The sequence below is a fragment of the Pseudomonas marginalis genome (assembly GCF_008692035.1).
In the GTDB taxonomy this organism is placed as follows: domain Bacteria; phylum Pseudomonadota; class Gammaproteobacteria; order Pseudomonadales; family Pseudomonadaceae; genus Aquipseudomonas; species Aquipseudomonas marginalis.
In genome coordinates, this window is the sequence record NZ_VTFG01000001.1 from 3,750,086 (window position 1) to 3,773,173 (window position 23,088).

Sequence of the window (23,088 nt, forward strand, 5' to 3'; positions counted from 1 at the left end):
GATGTCCCCGGTTTGTACCGGGGCAAGCCCCCTCCCACAGTTGGAATGCACTTCAATGTGGGAGGGGGCTTGCCCCCGATGCTTTTAGGCTTTTTCCCAGACTTCGAAGTTGTAAGCCGGCTTATCACCTTCGGCTGGGTTCGGCAGATTGGAAACCAACTTCCACTGGCTCGCATCAAACGCCGGAAACCACGCATCCCCTTCCGGGCTCAGCGCCACGCGTGTCAGGTACAGGCGATCCGCCTGTTCCAGCCCCTGCGCATACAACTGCGCACCGCCGATCAGCATCAGCTCATCCGCGCCCTGCTCCAGCGCCCAGGCTTCAGCCCGCGCCACGGCGGCATCGAGTGACGGAAAAACTTCCGCACCTTCCAGCGCCAGGTCGGTCTGACGGCTGACCACAATGTTCAAGCGCCCCGGCAGCGGTCGGCCCAGGGAGTCCCAGGTCTTGCGCCCCATGATGATCGGCTTGCCGAGCGTGGTGGCCTTGAAGTATTTGAAATCCCCCGGCAAATGCCAGGGCATGCTGTTGTCGACGCCGATCACGCGGTTTTCACCGAGGGCTGCGATCAGGCTTAAAGGGAGAGTTTTTTTCATGGCGACGAGAATACCAGAGCCACGAACCAGCGGTTATGCTCCAAGCTCACTTGCACGACAGGAAGACGCGTGACCGCACTGACCCCCCTGCACAAACTCTGGCTGACGGAAACCGTGCGCCTGCGTGAAGAACACGCCGGCCCCCTGGAAGACCAGGAAGCCAATCGCCTCGCCCGCACCGCGGGCGGCGACCTGCCGACGCGCATCCAGCAGCGCGCCCTGCACCTGGCCGAGCGCGATGGCCTGACCGCCGCCCTCACGCGCTGGCTGCAAGGCGCACGCCTGGCGCTGGTGCTGCTGGCGGTGGTGGCCGTCATCAGCGGCGCGGGCCTGGCCTTTGCTGCGCTGGGCAACGGCTTGACCCCGGTGAATGTGTTCTGGGCCCTGGGCAGCCTGCTCGGCCTGAACCTGATCCTGCTGTTGAGCTGGGCGTTGGGGCTGTTGTTTGCCGGCGAGCACGGCGCCAGCCTCGGGCGCTTGTGGTTGTGGCTCAGTGAAAAACTGGCGCGCGATGCCAAGGCTGCCCAACTGGCCCCGGCGTTGCTGCTGTTGCTGCAACGGCAGAAACTCAATCGCTGGGCGGTCGGTGTGCTGGTCAACAGCCTGTGGTTGCTGGCGCTGCTCAGCGCGCTGGTGATTCTGCTGACGCTGCTCGCCACCCGCCGTTACGGCTTTGTGTGGGAAACCACCATCCTCGGCGCCGACACCTTCGTCGCCGTGACCCAGGCCCTCGGCACCCTGCCCGCCCTGCTGGGCTTCAACGTACCGACCGTCGAGATGATCCGCGCCAGCGGCGATTCCGCCCTGAACATCGAAAGCGCCCGCCAGGCCTGGGCCGCCTGGCTGGTCGGCGTCTTGCTGGTCTACGGCCTGCTGCCCCGCTTGATCCTCGCCCTGCTGTGCCTCTGGCGCTGGAAACGCGGGCGCGCCGCCTTGCATCTCGACCTCAACCTGCCCGGCTACAGCCCACTGCGCGAACGCCTGATGCCCAGCAGCGAGCGCCTTGGCGTCAACGACGCCGCGCCGGAACAACTGCACCACGTCACCGGAGGCGTCAGTGAGCTGGACAGCGACGGCGCCTTGCTCGTCGCCATCGAACTGGACGATCAACATCCCTGGCCGCCCAAGTTGCCGGCGAAGGTTAAGAACGCCGGCATCCTCGACAGCCGCGAATCGCGCAACAAGCTCCTGGAGCAACTCAGCCGCTTCCCGCCCGCGCGCCTGGCCATCGTCTGCGACCCGCGCCGCTCGCCGGACCGTGGCAGCCTGGCACTGATCGCCGAACTTGCACGCAGCGCCGCCGACACCCGTGTCTGGCTGCTGCAAGCCCCGCCCGGCCAGGCGCTGGATGCCGAGCGCCTGGGCGACTGGCACAGCGCGCTGCAACAACTGGAGCTGCCGTTCGCCGACTGCGCGCCGTTGAACTGGCTGGAGACCGGTCATGACTAAGCCACTGAAACTCGCGGTGGTCGGCCACACCAACGTCGGCAAGACCTCGTTGCTGCGCACCCTCACCCGTGACGTCGGGTTCGGTGAAGTCTCCCATCGCCCCAGCACCACGCGGCATGTCGAAGGCGCGCGCTTGTCGGTCGACGGCGAAGCCTTGCTCGATCTCTATGACACCCCCGGCCTGGAAGATGCCATCGCCCTGCTCGACTACCTGGAACGCCTGGATCGCCCCGGTGAACGCTTGGACGGCCCGGCCCGTCTGGCGCGGTTCCTGGAAGGCAGCGAAGCCCGCCAGCGCTTTGAACAGGAAGCCAAGGTGCTGCGCCAACTGCTGGCCTCGGACGCCGGCCTGTATGTGATCGACGCTCGCGAACCGGTGCTGGCCAAGTACCGTGATGAGCTGCAAGTGCTGGCCAGTTGTGGCAAACCGTTGCTGCCGGTGCTCAACTTCGTCAGCAGCAGCGACCACCGCGAGCCGGACTGGCGTGAAGCCCTGGCACGCCTGGGCCTGCATGCGCTGGTGCGTTTCGACAGCGTCGCGCCGCCGGAAGACGGCGAACGTCGCCTGTATGAAAGTCTCGCCCTGCTGCTGGAAAACGCCCGACCGCAGTTGCAGCGCCTGATCCTCGACCAGGAAGCCCAACGCCAGGCCCGTCAACAGAGTGCCGCGCGGTTGATTGCCGAATTGCTGATCGACTGCGCCGCGTGCCGACGCAGCGTGGTGACTGAAGATGAGCAACAAGCCATCAGCGATTTGCGCAAGGCGGTGCGTCAGCGCGAACAAAAATGCGTGGAGGCCCTGCTCAAGCTGTTCGGCTTCCGCCCGCAGGACGCCGCCGCCAGCGACTTGCCGTTGCTCGACGGCCGTTGGGGGGATGACCTGTTCAACCCGGAAACCCTCAAGCAACTCGGCGTGCGCGTCGGTGGTGGCATCGCTGCAGGCGCAGCGGCCGGAGCCGGTGTGGACCTGCTGGTCGGCGGGCTGACCCTCGGCGCCGCCGCCCTGGCGGGCGCCATCGCCGGTGGCGCGTTGCAGACTGCACGCAGCTACGGCAGCCGCCTGCTGGGCAAGATCAAGGGCCAACGCGAGCTGACCGTGGACGACAGCGTGCTGCGCCTGCTCGCCCTGCGCCAGCGCCAGTTGCTCAAGGCCCTGAACCTGCGCGGCCATGCGGCGATGCACAGCATCAAGGTCGATACGCCCCAGGACAAGACCTGGCGCGAAGGCAAATTGCCGGACGCGTTGCACAAGGCCCGCGCCCACCCGCAATGGTCGTCCCTCAACCCCCAGGCCAGACTGAGCCAGGCCGAACGCCAGGAACAGGTCGAAGCCCTGGCCCAGCGCCTCGACGAGACTTAAGCCGCCAGCAGCTGCCGGGCCTTGGCCTTGAGCACTTGCAGGTCGAGCACCGGCACGTGCATTTGCTTGGCCTGTTCGTCCCAGTGGCGCAGGCGCAGGCTGACCTGGTACAGCGGGTCTTGTTCAAAGGCGCGGGCCTCCTCGGCCGTCATCACGCCGCCCTGGTAACCGAGGGTGCGGCGGCTGGCTTCGCTCAAGCGTGCGTAGTAGTCCGGCTGGCTGAACGTCAGATAGCGCTTGGCCTGGACGTGGTACTCCACCAGCCTGGCCAGGCGCTCACTGAAGCCTGCACGACGCAAATAATCCGCGCCCAACCGCTCATGGCTGACCACGCCATAACCGCCCATGTTCTCGCCACCCTGGCCGCACAGATGGCCGATATCGTGGAAAAACGCCGCCAGAACCACTTCATCATCGAAGCCTTCGGCCATGGCCAACTGCGCGGCCTGGGACATGTGCTCGATCTGCGACACCGGCTCGCCGATGTAATCCGCCGCGCCGTGCTGCTCGTACAAAGCGAAGATTGTGGCAATCGCCTGTTCCGGGCTCATCACGCCGGCCCCCACAGGGTTGTGATATTGCGCTCGGCCATCGCCGGCCCCACGCTCATGCCCACACCGGTGTGCATCAAGGCGGCGCTCACGCCAGGTGCGGCCTGCACAAATGAAAACGGCGCCGGGCCCCGGGCGCCGTAGACGCCCTGCCAGCGTTCCATTACCTGGATCTTGCAACCCAAGGTCTGTTCGGCCAACTCGATCATCCAGTCATCCACCTGCTCGGCATTGAACGGCGAGGCATCGCTGCCGTAGTCGTGGGAGTCGCCGATGATCAGTTCGCCATGGGGCGTCGGGCTGATCAGCAGGTGAATCCCGTGCTCGTGCAAGTGCGGCGCATCGCGCAGGATTTGTGCCTGTACCGGCGCGGCTTCAGGCAGGTCGGCAAAAGCGCCGTAGTGCACGCAACTGAGGCCGGTGAGCAAGGCGTGTTGCAGGTTGAGGTAGAGTGCAGGCCGGGCGCGCAGCATTTGCAGGCGGCAGATCTGCGGGTTGAGTTCGGCGATGGCCTCGGCCAACAGGGTTTGATAATCGTGGCCGGAACAGACGATGACCTGCTCGCCACGAAAGCTGCCCGCCGTGCTGTGCACCTGGCCCGGTTCGACATCGCGCACCAGGGTGGAGAAGTAAAACTCCACACCCAGTTGCTGGCTCAGGTAGTGGATCAGCGCCGGTATCGCCTCGCGCGAATACAGTTGCTGGTCGTCCAGGCCATGCAGCGCGGCGCGGTGATGGCGGAACTGGCCGCCATACAGATCCTTCAGCGCCGCGCCTTGCAACAGGTCGACGTTATAGCCGTGTTCACGCGCGCGGCCGGCGCAGAAGGCTTCCAGCAGATGCTCTTCGGCTTCGGTGCGGGCGAATAGATACGAGCCGTTGCGCTTCAATTGAAGGTCCGCCTCCTGTGCCCAATGCCCCCAGATTTCACGGCTTTGCCGCGCCAGGTCGAGCATCGGCCCCGGCGGCTGCCCGGTGACCAGGGCCTGGCCGAAGTTGCGTACCGAGGCCCCCAGGGGTGTGGCGCTACGCTCGAACACCTTGACCTTGAGCCCGCGCCTGGCGGCGGCGTAGGCGTGGGACAGGCCGAGGATGCCGGCGCCGATGATGAGCAGGTCGCTGTGGTGTGTCATTTAGTGATGTCCTGTTTTCAAGACCGCTATCGGGGGCAAGCCCCCTCCCACATTTCGATTTGTGAATGCAGTCAAGTGTGGGAAGGGGCTTGCTCCCGATGAGGCAAGTAGCCCTGACGAAAACCTTACTGCCCCGCCACCTTCTCCGACTTCCCGTCATAGCGCTTGCGCCACTCAGCCAGGATGCTGTCGCGGTTTTTCGAGGCCCAGCCGAAGTCGTTCTTGATCAACCGCTGCTCGTAGTCGGCCGGCAATTCGGTCTGCGGCTTGGCGATCCCCGGCTGGGCGAGCACGGCGAAGTTGTCCTTGTACAGGTCCATCGCCGCTGTACTGGCGGAGAAGTCGGCGAGCTTTCTGGCGGCGTCCGCATGGGCCGTGCCCTTGATCACGGCAGTGGCTTCGATATCCCAGCCCAGGCCTTCCTTCGGCAGGATGATGTCCAGCGGCGCGCCCTGGCGCTTCAGCTGCACGGCCGGATACTCAAAGGAAATACCAATCGGGAACTCACCGGAAGCCGCCAGCTTGCACGGCTTGGAACCGGAGTGAACGTACTGGCCGATGTTCTGGTGCAAGTCGTCCATGTACTGCCAGCCCTGCTTCTCGCCGAAGGTTTGCAGCCAGGCGCTCACATCCAGGAAGCCGGTGCCGGACGAGGCCGGGTTGGGCATCACGATCTTGCCCTTGTACTCGGGCTTGGTCAGGTCTTGCCAGCTCACCGGCTTGGTCAGGCCCTGCTTTTCGGCTTCGACCGTGTTGAAGCAAATGGTTGCCGCCCACACATCCATGCCGACCCAGGCCGGTGGGTTAGCGGCGTCACGGTAGTTTTTGCCGATCTTGTCCAGGTCCTTCGGCGCGTAGTTATCGAGCATGCCCTGCTGATCGAGGATCGCCAGGCTCGACGCGGCCAGGCCCCAGACCACATCGGCCTGCGGGCGGTCTTTTTCAGCCAGCAGCTTGGCGGTGATGATGCCGGTGGAGTCGCGGACCCATTTGATCTCGACGTCGGGGTTGGCCTGTTCGAAGGCTTTTTTGTAGGTCTTCAACTGCTCGGCTTCAAGGGCCGTGTACACGGTCAACTCGGTCTTGGCGAAGGCATTCAGGCTGAATGCAGTGAGTACAGCAGCGACCAGCGCCAGGGGCTTGAACATGGAGCACCTCCTTCAGGGATGGTTATTGGCCGGGCGCGGTCTGGCGCCAGGCTTGGGAGCGGCGCAAGGCGCCACGTGAAGCCCACGCCAGCAGCAGCGAAACGCTGCCTGAGGTGAACAGGATCAGGGTGGACATGGCCGCCGCGCCGCCCACATTGCCGGCGTCGTCCATGTTCAACACGGCGACGGCGGCGAGGATGGTGTCGGGGCTGTAGAGGAAGATCGCGGCGGACACGGTGGTCATCGCCGACACAAACAGGTAGCGCACGATGTCCAGCAGCGCCGGCAGGCAGATCGGCACCGTGACTTTCAAGTAATGGCGATACAGCGGCGCCTTGAGCGACAGCGCCGCCGCTTCGAACTCGGCGTCCAGCTGGCGCAGCGCGGTGGTGGCGGTCATCTGCGCGGTGGTCAGGTAGTGAGCAATGGTGCACACCACCAGCAGGGTCATGGTGCCGTAGAACACATGCAGCGGGTTGCCGCTCAGGTTGAAAAAGAACACGTAGCCCAGGCCCAGCACCAACCCCGGCACGGCCATCGGCACAAAGCTGAGCATGCGCAGCGCCAGGTTCAGGCCCTGCTGGCCCTTGGTCTTTTCCATCAGGTAGGCGCCGGTAAAGATCAATACGCTGCCGATCAATGCCGTGCACAACGCCAGGGTCAAGCTGTTGCGATAGGCCAGCCAACCGCCGCCGGCCGTGTCTTCGAACTGGTAGTGGCTGAGCGACAGCGACAGGTTGTACGGCCAGAACTTCACCAGCGAGGAGTACACCGCCATGCCGAACACCAGCAGCAACACGGCACTGATGAGCAGCACGATGAGCAGGTAGCAGCCATCCCGTAAACGCGACGGCGCCGGCTGGAAGACCTGGGCGCGGCCACTCATGGCCTCGCCATGGCGACGGCGCAACCAGGCGTCGACGCCAAAGCTGAACAGCGCCGGCAGCAGCAACACCATGCCGATCAACGCACCGCGACCGAACTGTTGCTGGCCGACCACCGCCTTGTAGGCTTCCAGCGCCAGCACCTGGTAATCCCCGCCCACCACCACGGGCACGCCGAAATCCGTGATGGTCAAGGTGAACACCAGGCAAAACGCGGCAAATACCGCCTGGCGCGTGGCCGGCCAGGTGATGCTGCGAAACGCCCGGGCAGGACTGGCGCCCATGCTCGAGGCCGCATCGAACAAGCGCGCATCGGCCAACGACAGCGCCGACAGCAAAATCATCAGGGCATGTGGGAAGGTGTAGATCACTTCACCGAGGACAATGCCCCAGAAGCCGTAGATGTTGTCCGAGAGCAGCCCGCGCAACAGGCCCTGGTTACCGAACAGGTAGACCAGTGCAATCCCCGGCAGCATCGACGGCGCCATCAGCGGCAGCAGCGACATACCGCGCCAGATGGCCTTGCCGGGAATCAACGTGCGTTGCAGGGCGTAGGCAAACAGGTAGGCCAGCGGTACGACAATGGCCGCCACGCTGAGGGAGACTTTCAGGCTATTGCCCAGCAGCCAGTGGAAGTTGGCGCTGGTGACCAACTCCCGTGCGGCGACCAGGCCACCGCCCTGACCGGCCTCGCTGCTGAAACCGCGCCAGAAGATCGCCAGCAGTGGCAGTAATACGGCGATGCCCAGCAGCACCAGCCAGAGCAGTTTGCCGCCGACCACGAAAATACGGTCGCCGGTTTCGGCGCGTGACGCTTGACGCGCCAGAGTCAAGACAGCGGCCATCTCAGGCAAACACCTGCAGGCTGCGCGGCGGCAAGGCCACCCAGATGTCCTGGGCGCCCAGGCGCGGCATGGATTCCGGGGCCAGTTCGGCAAGCAGCGGATGGCCGGGCAGCTGCTCCAGCTCAAAGCTCATGCGGCAGCGGTTGCCGAGGAAAGTGATCTCGCGGACCTTGGCCGGGAACAGGTTCTCCTCATGCACCGACGGGTTGACGCTGATCGCTTCCGGGCGGCAGAACAGCCGGCCGGACCTGGCCACGCCGGCGTCCTCGGCCAGGCGCATGTTCATCCCGCCGACCTGGGCATGGCTGGCACTGTTGCGACTGAACGGCAGCCAGTTGCCCTGGCCGACAAACTCCGCCACAAACGGCGTGGCCGGGCGGTCGTAGATTTCCTGGGGCGTAGCGTATTGCTCGACCTTGCCGTTGTTCATCACGGCAATGCGGTCGGCCATCAACATGGCTTCGTCCTGGTTGTGGGTGACCATCAGGGTGGTGATACCGAGGCGCCGCTGCAGCTGGCGCAGCTCGGTGCACAGATGCTCGCGCACGCGGGCGTCGAGGGCCGACATCGGCTCATCCAGCAACAGCAATGACGGCGCCGGTGCCAGGGCACGGGCCAGGGCGACCCGCTGCTGTTGGCCGCCGGAGAGTTGGCCGGGGTATTTCTTTTCACTGCCAAGCAGCCCCACCAGCTCAAGCATCTGGCCGACGCGCTGGCGCACTTCATCGCGACCGCTGCCGGTGAGGCCGTAGCCGATGTTCGCTTCGACGGTGAGATTGGGAAACAGCGCGTAGGACTGGAACAGAATGCCGTAGTCGCGAGCCTGGGGTGGCAGCAGGGAAACATCGCGATCACCCAGGTAAAGTTCGCCGCTGTCCTGGCGTTCCAGGCCGGCAATGCAGCGCAGCAACGTGGTCTTGCCGCAGCCGGAAGGGCCGAGCAGGCACACCAGCTCGCCAGCAGCCACGTCCAGTGACACGTTGTCCAACGCCGTAAAGGCGCCGAAGCGTTTCTGGATACCGCGCACTTGCATCGGCGCGCCGGGTTGGGTCAGGGCTGTGTTCATGGTGGCACCTCATCAAACTGATGAAGGCCATGCTAGGCAGGCAATGCGTCGCTCTTATGGCAGGAAGGCAAAAGGCGGCGATAGTGGTATTCGCAGATTTGTGTAGGACGCTTAGCGGTGGGCTGCCTGGTCTACCGCAGTCGGGAGCAAGCCCCCTCCCACACTTGACCGAGTTCCAACATGGAAATGCAGTCACCTGTGGGAGGGGGCTTGCTCCCGATTGGTCCCCAAAGCCACTACAAGGCTTTAGATCGGCGACATTTCCTGCGCCAACCCCAGAAACGCCGCCGGCAGACGAGCGCCTTTTCTTTCCTTGAGGCAGTACAGGTACTCGGGAATCTGCGGCGCATGCTCGAGGGTCAGCACCTTCAGCTGCGGGTCATGGGGCACTTCCTGGCGGGCGATGATGCTGATGCCGATATTGCGCAGCACCGCTTCACGGATCGATTCACGGCTGCCGATTTCCAGCAGCGGCCCGTAACTGACGCCCGCACCCTGCAGCATCTCTTCCGTCAGCCGTCGCGTGGTGGAGCCCGCTTCACGCATCAACAACGTATGCCCGGCCAAGGCACTGAGGGGCACATGGTCGAGCTTGGCCAGTGGATGGTTGCGGTGTACCGCCAGCACCAACGGGTCGGTGCCCAGTACACGACGGATCAGACGCGGGTCTTCGAGCAACTGTGAGGACGCAGCGACATCGACGCGGTAGTCATCCAAGGCTTCAAGCACCTGCTGGGAGTTGCCGATTTCCACCGACACCTCCACCTGCGGCAGGCGTTCGCGAAAGGCTTTGACCAGGTCGAGGATGTAGTACGGCGCCGTGGCGGCAATCCTCAGTGCGCCCTGGACCTGGCCGCTGTTGCGCAGGAAAAACTCGATATCCGCCTCCTGCTGCAACAGCGTCTTGACCATCGGCAGCAGGCGCGCGCCTTCGTCGCTGACGGTAAGGCGGCGCCCGCCACGGTAGAACAGCTCGACGCCGTACTGGCTTTCCAGGTTGCGAATCTGGGTGGTGACCGTGGGCTGGCTCAGGCCGAGTTTTTTCGCCGCCTGGGTGATGCTGCCCAGGCGGGCGACCATAAAAAACGCCTTCAACTCGGCACTCAGCACACCACCCTCTCATCCTCTATTTGCGCAACAGGCGCAGGCCATTGAACACCACCAGCAGGGCCACGCCCATGTCGGCGAACACCGCCATCCACATGGTCGCCATGCCCAGGAACGTGACCACCAGGAAGATCGCCTTGATCACCAGGGCCAGGGTGATGTTCTGCTTGAGGATACTCGACGTTTGCCGCGACAAACGAATGAATGCCGGAATCTTGCGCAAATCATCGTCCATCAAGGCCACGTCGGCCGTCTCGATAGCGGTGTCGGTACCTGCCGCAGCCATCGCAAAGCCAATCTCGGCGCGGGCCAGGGCCGGGGCGTCGTTGATGCCATCGCCGACCATGCCCACCCGGTGGCCTTGGCCGTAGAGGGTTTCGATGGCGTGCAGCTTGTCGGTGGGCAACAGGTCGCCCTGGGCCTGATCGATGCCGACCTGGGCCGCAATCGCCTGGGCGGTGTGGGTGTTGTCGCCGGTGAGCATCAAGGTCTTGATGCCCAGCTCATGCAGTTGCTGGATGGCTTCGCGGCTGCTGTCCTTGACCGTATCGGCCACGGCGAACAGCGCCAGCGGGCCGGACTTGTCGAGCAACAGCACCACGGACTTGCCCTGTTTTTCCAGGGCGAACAGCTTTTCTTCCAGCTCCGGCGAACACAGGCCAAGGTCTTCCACCAGGCGGTGGTTGCCCAAGTGGTAGGTCTGGCCATTGATATCGCCGCGCACACCGCGCCCGGCCAGGGCTTCGAAGTTATCCACAACGTGCACCGGCAGGTTTTTATCCACAGCCGCGTTGGCAATCGCCAGGGACACCGGGTGATCGGAGCGCGCGGCCAAACTGGCGGCCAGGGCCGGGGCGCTGTCTTCGACAGTGGTGAACAGTGCCAGGTAATCGGTTTGCACCGGCTTGCCGTGGGTGATGGTGCCGGTCTTGTCGAGGGCCAGGTAGTCAAGCTTGTAACCGCCCTCCAGGTACACACCGCCCTTGATCAGGATGCCTTTGCGCGCCGCAGCCGCCAGGCCGCTGACAATGGTCACCGGGGTGGAGATCACCAGCGCGCACGGGCACGCCACTACCAGCAGCACCAGGGCGCGGTAGATCCAGTCGAACCAGGCGCCGGCCATGAACAGCGGCGGGATTACGGCCACGCCCAAGGCGAACAGGAACACGGCCGGGGTGTAGATTTTCGAGAAGCTGTCGACGAACCGCTGGGTCGGTGCCCGCGCGCCCTGGGCCTGCTCCACCGCATGGATGATGCGGGCCAGGGTGGAGTTGTTGGCAGCCGCCGTGACCTTGTACTCCAGGGAACCGGCCTGGTTGATGGTGCCGGCGAAGACCTTATCGCCGACGGTCTTTTCAATCGGCAGGCTTTCACCGGTGATCGGCGCCTGGTCGATGGTGGACTGGCCGGCGGTGACCTCACCGTCAAGGCCGATACGCTCGCCGGGTTTTACCCGCACGATTGCGTCCAGCTCAATGCTCTTGACCTCCATTTCAACCCAGCTTCCATCAGCCTGCCGAACCGTGGCCTGTTCCGGTGTCATCTGCATCAAGCCACTGATGGCATTGCGCGCACGGTCCAGGGACTTGGCCTCGATCAGCTCGGCCACGGTAAACAGGAACATCACCATGGCCGCTTCCGGCCACTGGCCGATCAGGACCGCGCCAGTGACCGCGATGCTCATCAGGGCGTTGATGTTCAGGTTGAGGTTTTTCAGGGCGATCCAGCCCTTCTTGTAAGTGGTGAGGCCGCCGCTGAGGATCGACACCAGCGCTACCAGCGCAATCACCCAAGTGGGCGCGGCATTGCTGAAGTGCAGTACTTCGGCGCCCAACGCGCCCACACCGGACAACGCCAGCGGCCACCAATGCTTCTTGGCGGGCAGCTCGGCGGCCGGGGTGCCCTCCACGATCGGATCGGCCTGCATACCCAGGGATTTGATCGCTTCGATGATCGGCGCGGTACTCGGCAGGTCATGGGTAACGCCGAGGATGCGGTTGATCAGGTTGAATTCCAGCTGCTGCACACCGGCCAGCTTGCCCAGTTTGTTCTGGATCAGCGTCTGCTCGGTGGGGCAGTCCATGGCTTCGATGCGGAAGGTACTCAGGCGCGAGCCGGCGGTGGGCGCCTCGCTCAACTGCACCAACGCAGGCGCGGGCGTGCCGGAACAGCAGGAACCGCCATGGCCGTGATCGTGCACGGGGGTGAGTTTCTTCGGCCCATGATGGTGGTCATGGTCGTGTTTGTGCGGGGTGTGAAGGGAGTCGCTCATCAGGTCGCGTCCGTAAGGTGCCTGTTGCCAAGTAAAGACCCTGTAGCCACTATAGGGTCAAGCACCCATTTGGAGATTGCTGTAATGAAGATCGGCGAACTGGCCAAACTGACCGACTGTCCGGTGGAAACCATCCGTTATTACGAGAAGGAAGGCCTGCTGCCACCCCCGGCACGCACCGAAGCCAACTACCGCGTGTACACCCAGGCGCACACCGAGCGGCTGATCTTCATCCGCAACTGCCGCAGCCTCGACATGACCCTGGAAGAGATCCGCAGCCTGCTCGGGCTACGGGACAGCCCCCAGGACCAGTGTGAAAACGTGAATGCGTTGATCGACGAGCATATCCACCATGTAAAAGCGCGGATTGACGGGCTGCTGGCGTTGCAGGAGCAGTTGCTGGACCTGCGCCAACGCTGTGGCGGTGGGGACCACTGTGGGATTTTGCAGCGACTGGAGGTCAACGGCGGTGTGGCCGCCAGCGAGGCCGAGCCCTCACATGTGGGCAGAAGCCACGGGCATTAACTCAAGCGAACACGGTTTAAATGTGGGAGGGGGCTTGCCCCCGATGGCGGTGTGTCAGTCATTTTTCACTTAACTGATCCACCGCTATCGGGGGCAAGCCCCCTCCCACATTGGACAGCGTCAGGCTCTAGATGGCGACATCGGCCTTGATGCTTGGATCGGCGTCATAACCCACGATTTCAAAGTCTTCGAACTTGTAATCGTAGATCGACGCCGGCTTACGCTTGATCACCAGTTCCGGCAGCTTCTTCGGCGTGCGCGCCAGCTGGGTGCGAATCTGCTCCATATGGTTGCTGTAGGCGTGGGTGTCGCCGGTGGTGACGATGATCTCGTGGGGGATCAGGTCGCATTGCTGGGCCAGCATATGGGTCAGCAGCGCCAGGGCGGCGGTGTTGTACGGCAGGCCGAGGAATACGTCGGAGCTGCGGATGTACAACTGCATCGACAGATGGCCGTCATGCACGAACGCCTGGTACAGCAGGTGGCACGGTGGCAGGGCTTGCTTGCCGTTGCGCGCGTTTTCCTGGGGGCTTTTGGTTTCGTCCGGCAGGTATTCGACGTTCCAGCCGTGGAACAGGATGCGACGGCTGTTAGGGTTGGTCTTGAGCGTGTGCACCATGTAGTCGATCTGGTTGATCGTGCCGCCATCCTTGGTCGGCCAGGCGGTCCACTGCTCGCCATACACCGGGCCCAGGTCACCGTCTTCGGTGGCCCACTCGTCCCAGATTTTCACACCGTTTTCGTTCAGCCACTTGATGTTGGTGTTGCCGCTCAACATCCAGATCAGCTCATTGGCGATGCTTTTGAAGTGAAGCTTCTTGGTGGTCAGCAGCGGGAAGCCGTCGGCCAAATTATGCCGATACTGACGGGCGAACACGGCCTTGGTGCCGGTGCCGGTACGGTCGCCTTTGGTCAGGCCATTGGTCACGACATCGTTCAGTAGTTCGAGATATTGCTTCATGTCATTACCCGTATCGTTGAAGCCGAGACCTCGCGGGCCTCGGCATTCGAATTTAAAGCGCGGTGTGCTTCAGCGGTTGCGGGCGATTGTACGCCCACCACAGCAGGCCCAGGCCGACCAGGATCATCGGAATGCTGAGCACTTGTCCCATGGTCAGCCAGCCCCATGCCAGGTAACCCAGCTGGGCATCCGGCACGCGCACGAACTCGACGATGAAACGGAAGATCCCGTAGAACAGCGCGAACATGCCGGAAACGGCCATGGTCGGGCGCGGTTTGCGCGAAAAGAGGTACAGGATAAGGAACAGTGCCACGCCTTCCAACGCGAACTGGTACAGCTGCGACGGATGGCGCGGCAGTTGCGCCGGGTCGCTGAACGGCGGGAACACCATGGCCCACGGCACGTCGGTCGGCTTGCCCCACAACTCGGCGTTGATGAAGTTGCCGATGCGCCCGGCGCCCAGGCCGATCGGCACCAGCGGCGCGACGAAGTCCATCAGTTGGAAGAACGACTTGCCGTTGCGCCGGCCAAACCACCAGGCCGCGATCATCACGCCGATAAAGCCACCGTGGAATGCCATGCCGCCTTTCCACACTTCGAAGATCAGCGTCGGGTTGGCGATGTAGGCCGAGAGATCGTAAAACAGCACATACCCCAGGCGCCCGCCGACGATCACCCCCATCGACAACCAGAACACCATGTCGGAGAGCTTCTCCTTGGTCCAGGTCGGGTCGAAACGGTTCAGGCGCCGGGAGGCCAGCAGCCATGCACCGCCGATGCCGATCAGGTACATCAACCCGTACCAGTGGATTTTCAGCGGACCGATGGCCAGGGCCACCGGGTCGATCTGCGGGTAAGGCAGCATTGCGACTCCTCGTTAAATCATTCGTTATGGCGACCGGACCATGCCCGGGCGCGATTAAGCCTGCGTTACAGCAAAAAATTCAAACCGACACAAAACAGCAAGCCGGCGAACAACCGCTTGAGCAAGCGCGGCGACAACCGGTGCGCCAGGCGTGCACCGAAACGGGCAAACACCATGCTGGTCAGGGCAATGCCCAGCAGCGCCGGCAAATACACGAACCCTAGACTATGAGCGGGCAACAGCGGGTCATGCCAGCCCAGAATCATGAAACTTAACGCACTGGCCAGGGCAATCGGCAGGCCACAGGCGGACGAGGTGGCCACCGCCTGTTGCATCGGCACGCTGCGCCAGGTCAAAAACGGCACGGTCAGCGAGCCGCCGCCGATGCCGAAAATCGCCGAAGCCCAGCCGATCATGGTACCGGCCACCGTCAGGCCGAGCTTGCCCGGTACCGTGCGGCTGGCCTTGGGCTTGACCTCCAGGGCCAGTTGCACGGCGATGATCAGGGCGAATACGCCGATGACCTTCTGCAAGTGGGGGCCGGAAATCGCCTCGGCGGTCAGCGCACCAAAGCCGGCGCCGAGCAGGATGCCCACGGTCATCCAGACAAAGATCGGCCAACGCACCGCGCCACGTCGGTGGTGCTCACGCACGGCATTGACCGAGGTAAAGATGATCGTCGCCAGGGAGGTGCCCACGGCCAGGTGGGTCAGCACCTGCGGGTCGAAGCCCTGCAAGGTGAAGCTGAACACCAGCACCGGCACGATGATGATCCCGCCGCCCACGCCAAACAGCCCGGCGAGCACGCCCGCGCACGCGCCCAGCAGCAAATACAGCAGAAATTCCATGGGAGCCCCCAAACCAGGTCCGGCATGTTAACGGATGGAAGGCATGCGACCCAACTGGATACGATGGAACGCCGCTGCCGGTGTGGGTAGAGTGGCAAAAAACACAAACGGGAATCGCCTGATGTGCCTGATTGTTTTTGCCTGGCGGCCGGGCCATGCCCAGCCGCTGATCGTCGCGGCCAACCGTGACGAGTTCTACGCCCGCCCCAGCCTGCCGCTGGCGCAGTGGCCGGATGCACCCGAGGTCTACGCCGGCCGCGACCAGGAAGCGGGCGGCACCTGGCTGGGCGTGAATACCGATGGGCGGTTTGCGGCCCTGACTAATATCCGTGATCCGCACCAGCCGCCGGCACGCAAGTCCCGCGGGGAGCTGGTGGCACGGTTTCTCAGTGGTTCGCTGCCGATTGACCAGTATTTGGCCGACGTTAATGGCCGTTCGATTGAATATGCCGGGTTTAACCTGCTGGTGGGGACGCGGGAAGAGTTGTGGCATTACAACGCCAATCACACCGAGCCGACGCAGTTGAAAGCGGGCGTGTATGGGTTATCCAATGCAGGGCTGGATACACCTTGGCCAAAACTGCTTAAGGCCAAAGCCGCGCTGAGTGAGTTGCTGAACGATCCCCGGCCCGAAGCGCTACTGGAGATTCTGAGCGATCCGCAGATTGCACCGTTTGCCGAGCTGCCGGATACCGGCGTGGGGTTGGCGACGGAGAGTTTGCTGTCGAGTGTGTTTATCGCCAGCCCCAGTTATGGGACACGGGCGAGCACGGCGTTGATTGTGAATGCCGATGGCACGCGGCGGATGGTGGAGCGCAGCTTTGGACCGCATGGTGGACGGCTCGGAGAGGTAGAACTCAAGTTCTGACGCTGATGCCGTCTTACCCAGCAGCGCGCCCTACGCAGCCTCGCGCGCTCGACAGCTGCTACGGGCGGGGCTGCGTATCGCCATTAAAGGGTCTTGGCAGACGCCGGGTTGATCATCCGCGTCAGCCCCAGGTTTTTCAGCGCCAATTGCAGCGAGCTGTGGATAACCTGCGGGTTGTCGATGGTCATCAACTCCGCCAGCAGATCCTTGGCCATGCTCAGTTCAACCTGGCGCAGCATCCACTTCACCTTCGGCAGGTTGGTGGCGTTCATCGACAGGCTGTCAAAGCCCATCGCCATCAACAGCACCGCTGCCGCCGGGTCACCGGCCATTTCACCGCAGATGCTCACCGGCTTGCCTTCGGCATGGGCGTCGCGCACCACGTGTTGCAGGGCTTGCAGCACCGCCGGATGCAGGTAGTCGTAAAGATCGGCCACCCGTGGGTTGTTACGGTCCACGGCCAGCAGGTACTGGGTCAGGTCGTTGGAGCCCACGGACAGGAAGTCCACCTGCCGCGCCAGTTCCTTGGCCTGATACACCGCCGCCGGGATTTCGATCATCACGCCAATCGGCGGCATCGGTACGTCGGCGCCTTCGTCGCGCACTTCGCCCCAGGCACGGTGGATCAGGTGCAAGGCTTCTTCCAGTTCATGGGTGCCGGAGATCATCGGCAGCAGGATGCGCAGGTTGTTCAGGCCTTCGCTGGCCTTGAGCATGGCACGGGTCTGCACCAGGAAGATTTCAGGGTGGTCGAGGGTAACGCGAATACCGCGCCAGCCGAGGAAGGGGTTGTCTTCCTTGATCGGGAAATACGACAGTGACTTGTCGCCGCCAATGTCCAGGCTGCGCATGGTCACCGGCAACGGGTGGAAGGCGGACAGTTGCTCGCGATAAATCGCCAGTTGCTCCTTCTCACTCGGGAACCGCTGGTTGATCATGAACGGCACTTCAGTGCGGTACAGCCCCACCCCTTCGGCACCGCGCTGTTGCGCGCGTGCCACATCGGCCAGCAGGCCGGTGTTGACCAGCAGCGGTACACGGTGACCGTCGAGGGTCACGCACGGCAGTTCGCGCAAGGAATCGAGCCCGAGCGCCAGTTGCTTCTCTTCTTCCACCACCTCGGCGTATTGCTTGCGCAGGACTTCGCTGGGGTTGGTAAACACCTCGCCGCGATGGCCATCGACGATCATGTCGATACCGTCGACCTTGGAGTACGGCAGGTCCACCAGGCCCATCACCGTCGGAATGCCCATGGCCCGGGCCAGGATCGCGACGTGGGAGTTACCCGAACCCAGGACCGAGACCAGGCCCACCAACTTGCCTTCAGGCACTTCGCCGAGCATGGTGGCGGTCAGTTCTTCACTGATCAGGATGGTGTTGTCGGGGTAGACCAGGTTGGTGCTGCGGTCTTCCTGCAGGTAGGCCAGCAGGCGGCGGCCGAGGTCACGCACATCCGAGGCCCGCTCGCGCAGGTAGGCGTCGTCCATCAATTCGAAACGGTTGACGTGATCGGTGACCACCTGGCGCAGCGCGCCCTGGGCCCACTGGCCGGTCTTGATCACGGTCTTGACTTCGTTCCCGAGGGACGCGTCGTCGAGCATCATCTGGTACACGTCGAACAACGCGCGCTCTTCGGGGCGCAGCTGGGTGGCCAGCTTGGTCGACAGGTTGCGCATGTCGGCGCGCACGCCTTCCAGGGCCGTCTTGAACAGTTTGATTTCAGCGTCGATGTCGTCGACGTGCTTGTCCGGCACCACATCGAGGTCGGCCGGCGGCAACATGACCACGGCAGTACCGACCGCCGCCCCCGGTGAACCCGGTACACCGACGAACTTGGCTTCCTGGATCCCCTTGCCCTGGCCGCCCAGGCCGCGAATCGAGCCGGTGGCTTCGGCGTGGGCGATAACCCCGGCGAGCTGCGCGCTCATGGTCACGAGGAAGGCTTCTTCGCCCTCGTCGAACTGGCGACGTTCTTTTTGCTGGATGACCAATACGCCGACGACGCGGCGGTGGTGAATGATCGGTGCGCCGAGGAACGAGGCGTAGCGCTCTTCGCCGGTTTCGGCAAAGTAGCGATAACGCGGGTGATCGGCCGCGTTTTCAAGGTTCAGGGGTTCTTCACGCGTCCCCACCAAGCCCACCAGACCTTCATTGGGCGCCATGCTGACCTTGCCGATGGAGCGCTTGTTCAAGCCCTCGGTGGCCATCAGCACAAAACGGTTGGTCTCTGGGTCCAGCAGGTAAACCGAGCAGACCTGGCTGCCCATGGCTTCCTTGACGCGCAACACAATAATCCCCAACGCCGCCTTGAGATCCTTGGCGGAGTTAACTTCCTGGACGATCTTGCGCAGCGTATTGAGCATGGCTCGGGGTCGAACTCCGTCGTCAGTCGCGCGCTAAAAGGCGCGGGGCAAGCTCTTTGAGAGCGCGACGATAAACCTCGCGCTTGAATGTCACCACCTGGCCCAACGGGTACCAATAACTGACCCAACGCCAGCCATCGAACTCCGGTTTACCGGTCAAATCCATCCGCACCCGCTGCTCGTTGGAGATCAGGCGCAGGAGAAACCATTTCTGCTTCTGGCCGATGCACAGCGGTTGGCTGTGGGTACGCACCAGGCGTTGCGGCAAACGATAGCGCAACCAGCCCCGGGTACAGGCCAAAATCTGCACATCTTCACGCTCAAGGCCGACTTCTTCATTCAACTCACGGTACAAGGCGTCTTCAGGGGTTTCGTCGGGGTTGATTCCGCCTTGAGGAAACTGCCAGGCATCTTGGTTGATTCGGCGAGCCCATAGCACCTGTCCGGCATCATTCGTAAGAATAATCCCGACATTAGGACGGAAACCATCGGGGTCGATCACGGCAACAACCTCGCAAACGCATGTCGCCGCATTGTTCCACAAAGGTTGTTCCAGCGGCAACGAGGCTTCTTACCTTATGTGCACTCTTGTGAAAAGACCGTATTCTGGACGCCTTTTTACAGACTTTTCAGCGAGTAACTGCAATGCGCCTGGCTTTATTCGACTTGGACAACACCCTTCTCGGCGGTGACAGCGACCACGCCTGGGGCGATTACCTCTGCGAGCGGGGGATTCTCGACGCGGTCGCCTACAAAGCCCGCAACGACGAGTTCTACCAGGACTACCTGGCCGGCAAGCTGGACAACGCCGCCTACCTGAACTTCTGCCTGGAAATCCTCGGCCGCACCGAGATGGCCCAGCTGGACGAATGGCATAACGACTATATGCGCGACTGCATCGAGCCGATCATGCTGCCCCTGGCCGCTGAACTGCTGGCCAAGCACCGCGCCGCTGGCGACAAGCTGGTGATCATCACCGCCACCAACCGTTTCGTCACCGCGCCAATTGCCGCACGCCTGGGCGTCGAGACGCTGATCGCCACCGAGTGCGAGATGGAAAATGGCCGCTACACCGGGCGCAGCACTGATGTGCCGTGCTTTCGTGAAGGCAAGGTGACGCGCTTGAATCGGTGGTTGGAAGAAACCGGGCACAGCCTGGAAGACAGTTACTTCTACAGCGACTCGATGAATGACCTGCCGCTGTTGGAGCAGGTGACGCATCCGGTGGCGGTGGATCCGGATCCGAATCTGCGCGCTGAAGCCGAGAAACGGGGTTGGCCGGTGATTACCCTGCGTAGCGAGTAACCGTGGTGAGCGGGCTTGCCCCGCGCTGGGCTGCGAAGCAGCCCCAAAACCTGCCAACCGGTCTCATCAGGAAAAATGCGGGCCTTTGTCGGGGCTGCTTCGCAGCCCAGCGCGGGGCAAGCCCGCTCACCACAGAAGCCCTCACCGCATTAAACCGGCTTGGCGCCCATGAGCCCGGCAATCGCCACAAACCCCACCAGGCTTACCACGGCCAGCACCAGGGTGAAATTCAGGCTGCCACCCTCGCCTTTGCGCAGCCGGTTAAGCCGTGCCACCAGCCAGAACCAGGCCAGCGCCGCCACGGTGTAGAGGATGCTGGAACCCAGGATCCAGGCCTGCCCCAGCGGCCAGCCGACCAGGTGCACCAGCCACCAGCCGGTAAACGGCATGCTGACCATGCAAACGCCCATCAGTAACCACACGAACGCCCACGGGCGCTGCACGGTCACGGCCGGGCCGGCGCTGCGCTTGCGCCAGGCCAGCAGCGCCAGGCCTAGGCCGCTGAGCAGCAGCAACACCGTGGCGGCTACGTGGATAACTTTGAGGGTGGTAAGGGTTTCCATCTGTCGTTTTCCTTAAAGGCCGCCCCAATCAGCGTAGTCGCTCAACCGAGAAACAGTTTGTAGGCCGGGTTATCGCTTTCATCCCAATACGGGTAGCCAATGGCTTCCAGGGCCGCCGGGACCAGGTGACGCTCGTTCGCCGGCACTTGCAGGCCGGCGACCACACGGCCGTCAGCGGCACCGTGGTTGCGATAGTGGAACATCGAGATGTTCCAGCGCCCGCCCAATTTATTAAGAAAGTTGAACAAGGCCCCCGGACGCTCCGGGAATTCGAAGCGAAACACCACTTCATCACTGACCTGGGCCGCATGCCCACCCACCATATGGCGGATGTGCAACTTGGCCAGTTCGTTCTCGGTCAGGTCCAGCACCGGGAAACCCTGGCTGGTGAGGCTGGCGATCAGCGCACTGCGCGGGTCGTTTTCCGGGTGGGTCTGCACGCCGACAAAGATGTGCGCTTCGCTGCCGGAGTGGTAGCGGTAGTTGAACTCGGTGATCTGGCGCTTGCCCACCGCCTCGCAGAACGCCTTGAAGCTGCCCGGTTTCTCAGGGATGGTCACGGCAATAATGGCTTCGCGACCTTCACCCAGCTCGGCGCGCTCGGCCACATGGCGCAGGCGGTCGAAGTTGACGTTGGCGCCGGAGTCGATGGCCACCAGGGTCTGGCCGGTGACGCCACGGGTCTCCACGTATTTCTTGATGCCTGCTACGCCGAGCGCGCCGGCCGGCTCGGTGATGGAACGGGTGTCGTCGTAGATGTCCTTGATCGCGGCACAGATTTCATCGGTGCTGACGGTGATCACTTCATCCACATAGTGTTTGCAGATGTCGAAGGTGTGCTGGCCGATCTGCGCCACCGCCACGCCATCGGCAAAAATGCCCACGGTGGGCAGCACCACGCGCTCGCCGGCGGCCATGGCAGCTTGCAGGCAGTTGGAGTCGTCCGGTTCGACGCCGATGATCCTGATCTCCGGGCGCAGGTATTTCACGTACGCCGCAATGCCCGCGATCAGCCCGCCGCCGCCCACCGGTACGAAAATCGCGTCCAGGGGCCCCGGGTGCTGGCGCAGGATCTCCATCGCCACGGTGCCCTGCCCGGCAATGGTGTGCGGATCATCGTAGGGGTGAATGTAGACGTAGCCTTTTTCGTCGACCAGCTTCAGCGAGTAGGCCAGGGCTTCCGGGAAGGAATCGCCGTGCAGCACCACTTTGCCGCCACGGGAGCGCACGCCTTCGACCTTGATCTCCGGAGTCGTCTTGGGCATCACGATCGTGGCCTTGACCCCCAGCACCTTGGCCGCCAGGGCCAGGCCCTGGGCATGGTTGCCCGCCGAGGCCGTGACCACGCCGCGCGCGCGCTCTTCAGCCGTCAATTGAGTCAGCTTGTTGTACGCGCCGCGAATCTTGAACGAGAACACCGGCTGCAAGTCTTCACGCTTGAGCCAGACCTTGTTGCCCAGCCGCTCGGAGAGCTGGCGGGCGGTCTGCAGCGGGGTTTCTACGGCAACGTCATAGACGCGCGAGGTGAGGATCTTTTTGACGTACTGTTCAAGCATCGGCGGAAATCACTGGGCGGGTTGGGCAGGGCCAAGGAGTCTAACCCAGCGTTTGGCCGGGCGACCACACGAATCCGGAGGTTTTGTTGGGTTATACTCGCGCCCCTCTTTACTCCCCGCCCGTTCCGGAGCCCGCATGACCCAGGATCAACTCAAACAGGCAGTGGCCCAGGCCGCCGTCGATTTAATCCTTCCCAAACTCGACGACAAGAGCATCGTCGGTGTCGGCACCGGCTCCACCGCCAACTGCTTTATCGATGCGCTGGCCCGGCACAAAGGCGCGTTCGACGGCGCCGTTGCCAGTTCCGAAGCCACCGCCGCGCGCCTCAAGGGCCATGGCATTCCGGTGTACGAGCTCAACACCGTGAGCGACCTGGAGTTCTACGTCGACGGCGCCGATGAAAGCGACGAACACCTGAACCTGATCAAGGGCGGCGGTGCAGCCCTGACCCGCGAGAAAATCGTCGCGGCGGTGGCCAAGACCTTTATCTGCATCGCCGACGCCAGCAAGCTGGTACCGGTGCTCGGCGCGTTCCCGCTGCCGGTGGAAGTCATCCCGATGGCCCGCAGCCACGTGGCTCGCGAGATGGTGAAGCTGGGTGGCGATCCGGTGTACCGCGAAGGCGTGTTGACCGACAACGGCAACATCATCCTCGACGTGTTCAATATGCAGATCACCAACCCAGTGGAGCTTGAGACCCAGATCAACGCCATCGTCGGCGTGGTCACCAACGGCCTGTTCGCGGCGCGTCCGGCGGATGTGCTGCTGCTGGGCACTTCCGAAGGCGTGAAAACCCTTAAAGCCTGATGCAAAACCCAATG

The 23,088-nt window shown here is 63.2% G+C and carries 21 protein-coding genes; 6 read left to right on the top strand and 15 right to left on the bottom strand.

All coding sequences use genetic code 11. From position 1 onward, the window contains the following. Positions 1-84: 84 nt before the first annotated feature. Positions 85-597, bottom strand: a complete 513-nt coding sequence (locus tag FX984_RS17620) for a dihydrofolate reductase (RefSeq protein ID WP_027606124.1) — start codon at positions 595-597, stop codon at positions 85-87. A 69-nt stretch (positions 598-666) separates the two neighbouring features. Between FX984_RS17620 and FX984_RS17625 the strand changes: the two genes are divergently transcribed. Both FX984_RS17625 and FX984_RS17630 read left to right on the top strand, forming a co-directional pair. Beyond that, positions 667-2,046, top strand: coding sequence for a DUF2868 domain-containing protein (locus FX984_RS17625; protein ID WP_027606125.1), 1,380 nt, complete (start codon positions 667-669; stop codon positions 2,044-2,046). Then, complete coding sequence (locus FX984_RS17630) at positions 2,039-3,406, top strand: DUF3482 domain-containing protein (RefSeq protein ID WP_027606126.1); 1,368 nt, start codon at positions 2,039-2,041, stop codon at positions 3,404-3,406. Before FX984_RS17625 ends, FX984_RS17630 begins: the two co-directional genes overlap by 8 nt. Here the strand turns inward: FX984_RS17630 and FX984_RS17635 are convergent. From FX984_RS17635 to FX984_RS17665, 7 genes are all read right to left on the bottom strand, one after another. Next, the gene (locus tag FX984_RS17635; RefSeq protein WP_027606127.1) at positions 3,403-3,957 is read right to left on the bottom strand and encodes a phosphonate degradation HD-domain oxygenase; all 555 of its coding nucleotides are present in this window, start codon (positions 3,955-3,957) and stop codon (positions 3,403-3,405) included. The genes FX984_RS17630 and FX984_RS17635 overlap by 4 nt on opposite strands. Beyond that, positions 3,957-5,090 (bottom strand): TIGR03364 family FAD-dependent oxidoreductase, encoded by a 1,134-nt coding sequence (locus FX984_RS17640; RefSeq protein ID WP_146478341.1) that lies wholly within the window; start codon positions 5,088-5,090, stop codon positions 3,957-3,959. Before FX984_RS17640 ends, FX984_RS17635 begins: the two co-directional genes overlap by 1 nt. 125 nt (positions 5,091-5,215) lie before the next feature. Continuing rightward, a complete protein-coding gene (locus FX984_RS17645) occupies positions 5,216-6,238 on the bottom strand; it encodes a putative 2-aminoethylphosphonate ABC transporter substrate-binding protein (protein ID WP_065938090.1) in 1,023 nt (340 codons plus the stop codon). 22 nt (positions 6,239-6,260) lie between these two features. After that, positions 6,261-7,967 carry a putative 2-aminoethylphosphonate ABC transporter permease subunit gene (locus tag FX984_RS17650; RefSeq protein ID WP_146478342.1) on the bottom strand — a complete coding sequence of 569 codons (1,707 nt, stop codon included), beginning with the start codon at positions 7,965-7,967 and terminating at the stop codon, positions 6,261-6,263. Between the two features lies 1 nt (position 7,968). Next, positions 7,969-9,033 (bottom strand): putative 2-aminoethylphosphonate ABC transporter ATP-binding protein, encoded by a 1,065-nt coding sequence (locus FX984_RS17655; RefSeq protein WP_092355732.1) that lies wholly within the window; start codon positions 9,031-9,033, stop codon positions 7,969-7,971. A 246-nt stretch (positions 9,034-9,279) separates the two neighbouring features. Further along, entirely contained in the window at positions 9,280-10,143 is an 864-nt protein-coding gene (locus FX984_RS17660) for a LysR family transcriptional regulator (protein ID WP_027606132.1), read from the bottom strand. Between the two features lie 16 nt (positions 10,144-10,159). Continuing rightward, positions 10,160-12,412 (bottom strand): heavy metal translocating P-type ATPase, encoded by a 2,253-nt coding sequence (locus FX984_RS17665; RefSeq protein ID WP_146478343.1) that lies wholly within the window; start codon positions 12,410-12,412, stop codon positions 10,160-10,162. A gap of 84 nt (positions 12,413-12,496) precedes the next feature. Between FX984_RS17665 and cadR the strand changes: the two genes are divergently transcribed. After that, a complete protein-coding gene (cadR, locus tag FX984_RS17670) occupies positions 12,497-12,937 on the top strand; it encodes a Cd(II)/Pb(II)-responsive transcriptional regulator (protein WP_027606134.1) in 441 nt (146 codons plus the stop codon). Between the two features lie 127 nt (positions 12,938-13,064). Here the strand turns inward: cadR and FX984_RS17675 are convergent, their stop codons facing one another. From FX984_RS17675 to FX984_RS17685, 3 genes are all read right to left on the bottom strand, one after another. Then, complete coding sequence (locus tag FX984_RS17675) at positions 13,065-13,898, bottom strand: thymidylate synthase (protein WP_015886389.1); 834 nt, start codon at positions 13,896-13,898, stop codon at positions 13,065-13,067. Positions 13,899-13,950: 52 nt separating this feature from the next. After that, positions 13,951-14,763: a prolipoprotein diacylglyceryl transferase gene (gene lgt, locus FX984_RS17680; RefSeq protein WP_065924346.1), complete on the bottom strand. Its 813-nt coding sequence runs from the start codon at positions 14,761-14,763 to the stop codon at positions 13,951-13,953. Between the two features lie 65 nt (positions 14,764-14,828). Continuing rightward, positions 14,829-15,611 (bottom strand): sulfite exporter TauE/SafE family protein, encoded by a 783-nt coding sequence (locus FX984_RS17685; protein WP_027608427.1) that lies wholly within the window; start codon positions 15,609-15,611, stop codon positions 14,829-14,831. Between the two features lie 121 nt (positions 15,612-15,732). On the opposite strand from FX984_RS17685, the gene FX984_RS17690 reads away from it, so the two are divergent. Continuing rightward, the gene (locus FX984_RS17690) at positions 15,733-16,479 is read left to right on the top strand and encodes an NRDE family protein (protein WP_092355738.1); all 747 of its coding nucleotides are present in this window, start codon (positions 15,733-15,735) and stop codon (positions 16,477-16,479) included. A gap of 83 nt (positions 16,480-16,562) precedes the next feature. Here the strand turns inward: FX984_RS17690 and ptsP are convergent, their stop codons facing one another. Next, positions 16,563-18,842, bottom strand: coding sequence for a phosphoenolpyruvate--protein phosphotransferase (gene ptsP, locus FX984_RS17695; protein WP_027608425.1), 2,280 nt, complete (start codon positions 18,840-18,842; stop codon positions 16,563-16,565). A gap of 22 nt (positions 18,843-18,864) precedes the next feature. After that, on the bottom strand, positions 18,865-19,344 hold the full coding sequence (locus FX984_RS17700; protein WP_003176750.1) for an RNA pyrophosphohydrolase: 480 nt from the start codon (positions 19,342-19,344) through the stop codon (positions 18,865-18,867). A gap of 143 nt (positions 19,345-19,487) precedes the next feature. Here FX984_RS17700 and FX984_RS17705 point away from each other — a divergent pair, with 143 nt between their 5' ends. Next, positions 19,488-20,147, top strand: a complete 660-nt coding sequence (locus FX984_RS17705; RefSeq protein WP_027608424.1) for a histidinol-phosphatase — start codon at positions 19,488-19,490, stop codon at positions 20,145-20,147. A gap of 149 nt (positions 20,148-20,296) precedes the next feature. On the opposite strand, the gene FX984_RS17710 is transcribed toward FX984_RS17705, so the two are convergent. Both FX984_RS17710 and ilvA read right to left on the bottom strand, forming a co-directional pair. Continuing rightward, positions 20,297-20,710, bottom strand: a complete 414-nt coding sequence (locus tag FX984_RS17710; RefSeq protein ID WP_108573408.1) for a DUF2269 family protein — start codon at positions 20,708-20,710, stop codon at positions 20,297-20,299. 41 nt (positions 20,711-20,751) lie between these two features. Continuing rightward, positions 20,752-22,266 (bottom strand): threonine ammonia-lyase, biosynthetic, encoded by a 1,515-nt coding sequence (gene ilvA, locus FX984_RS17715; protein ID WP_027608422.1) that lies wholly within the window; start codon positions 22,264-22,266, stop codon positions 20,752-20,754. Between the two features lie 136 nt (positions 22,267-22,402). On the opposite strand from ilvA, the gene rpiA reads away from it, so the two are divergent. Beyond that, a complete protein-coding gene (rpiA, locus tag FX984_RS17720; RefSeq protein ID WP_146478344.1) occupies positions 22,403-23,074 on the top strand; it encodes a ribose-5-phosphate isomerase RpiA in 672 nt (223 codons plus the stop codon). Positions 23,075-23,088 lie beyond the last annotated feature (14 nt).

Bases quoted from the DNA above. Each gene is read 5' to 3' on its own strand.
- lgt (WP_065924346.1), bottom strand. From the start codon at position 14,763: ATGCTGCCTTACCCGCAGATCGACCCGGTGGCCCTGGCCATCGGTCCG.
- FX984_RS17675 (WP_015886389.1), bottom strand. From the start codon at position 13,898: ATGAAGCAATATCTCGAACTACTGAACGATGTCGTGACCAATGGCCTG.
- FX984_RS17665 (WP_146478343.1), bottom strand. From the start codon at position 12,412: ATGAGCGACTCCCTTCACACCCCGCACAAACACGACCATGACCACCAT.
- rpiA (WP_146478344.1), top strand. From the start codon at position 22,403: ATGACCCAGGATCAACTCAAACAGGCAGTGGCCCAGGCCGCCGTCGAT.
- FX984_RS17635 (WP_027606127.1), bottom strand. From the start codon at position 3,957: ATGAGCCCGGAACAGGCGATTGCCACAATCTTCGCTTTGTACGAGCAG.
- cadR (WP_027606134.1), top strand. From the start codon at position 12,497: ATGAAGATCGGCGAACTGGCCAAACTGACCGACTGTCCGGTGGAAACC.
- FX984_RS17690 (WP_092355738.1), top strand. From the start codon at position 15,733: ATGTGCCTGATTGTTTTTGCCTGGCGGCCGGGCCATGCCCAGCCGCTG.
- FX984_RS17655 (WP_092355732.1), bottom strand. From the start codon at position 9,033: ATGAACACAGCCCTGACCCAACCCGGCGCGCCGATGCAAGTGCGCGGT.
- FX984_RS17710 (WP_108573408.1), bottom strand. From the start codon at position 20,710: ATGGAAACCCTTACCACCCTCAAAGTTATCCACGTAGCCGCCACGGTG.
- FX984_RS17685 (WP_027608427.1), bottom strand. From the start codon at position 15,611: ATGGAATTTCTGCTGTATTTGCTGCTGGGCGCGTGCGCGGGCGTGCTC.
- ptsP (WP_027608425.1), bottom strand. From the start codon at position 18,842: ATGCTCAATACGCTGCGCAAGATCGTCCAGGAAGTTAACTCCGCCAAG.
- FX984_RS17630 (WP_027606126.1), top strand. From the start codon at position 2,039: ATGACTAAGCCACTGAAACTCGCGGTGGTCGGCCACACCAACGTCGGC.
- FX984_RS17705 (WP_027608424.1), top strand. From the start codon at position 19,488: ATGCGCCTGGCTTTATTCGACTTGGACAACACCCTTCTCGGCGGTGAC.
- FX984_RS17650 (WP_146478342.1), bottom strand. From the start codon at position 7,967: ATGGCCGCTGTCTTGACTCTGGCGCGTCAAGCGTCACGCGCCGAAACC.
- FX984_RS17620 (WP_027606124.1), bottom strand. From the start codon at position 597: ATGAAAAAAACTCTCCCTTTAAGCCTGATCGCAGCCCTCGGTGAAAAC.
- ilvA (WP_027608422.1), bottom strand. From the start codon at position 22,266: ATGCTTGAACAGTACGTCAAAAAGATCCTCACCTCGCGCGTCTATGAC.
- FX984_RS17640 (WP_146478341.1), bottom strand. From the start codon at position 5,090: ATGACACACCACAGCGACCTGCTCATCATCGGCGCCGGCATCCTCGGC.
- FX984_RS17645 (WP_065938090.1), bottom strand. From the start codon at position 6,238: ATGTTCAAGCCCCTGGCGCTGGTCGCTGCTGTACTCACTGCATTCAGC.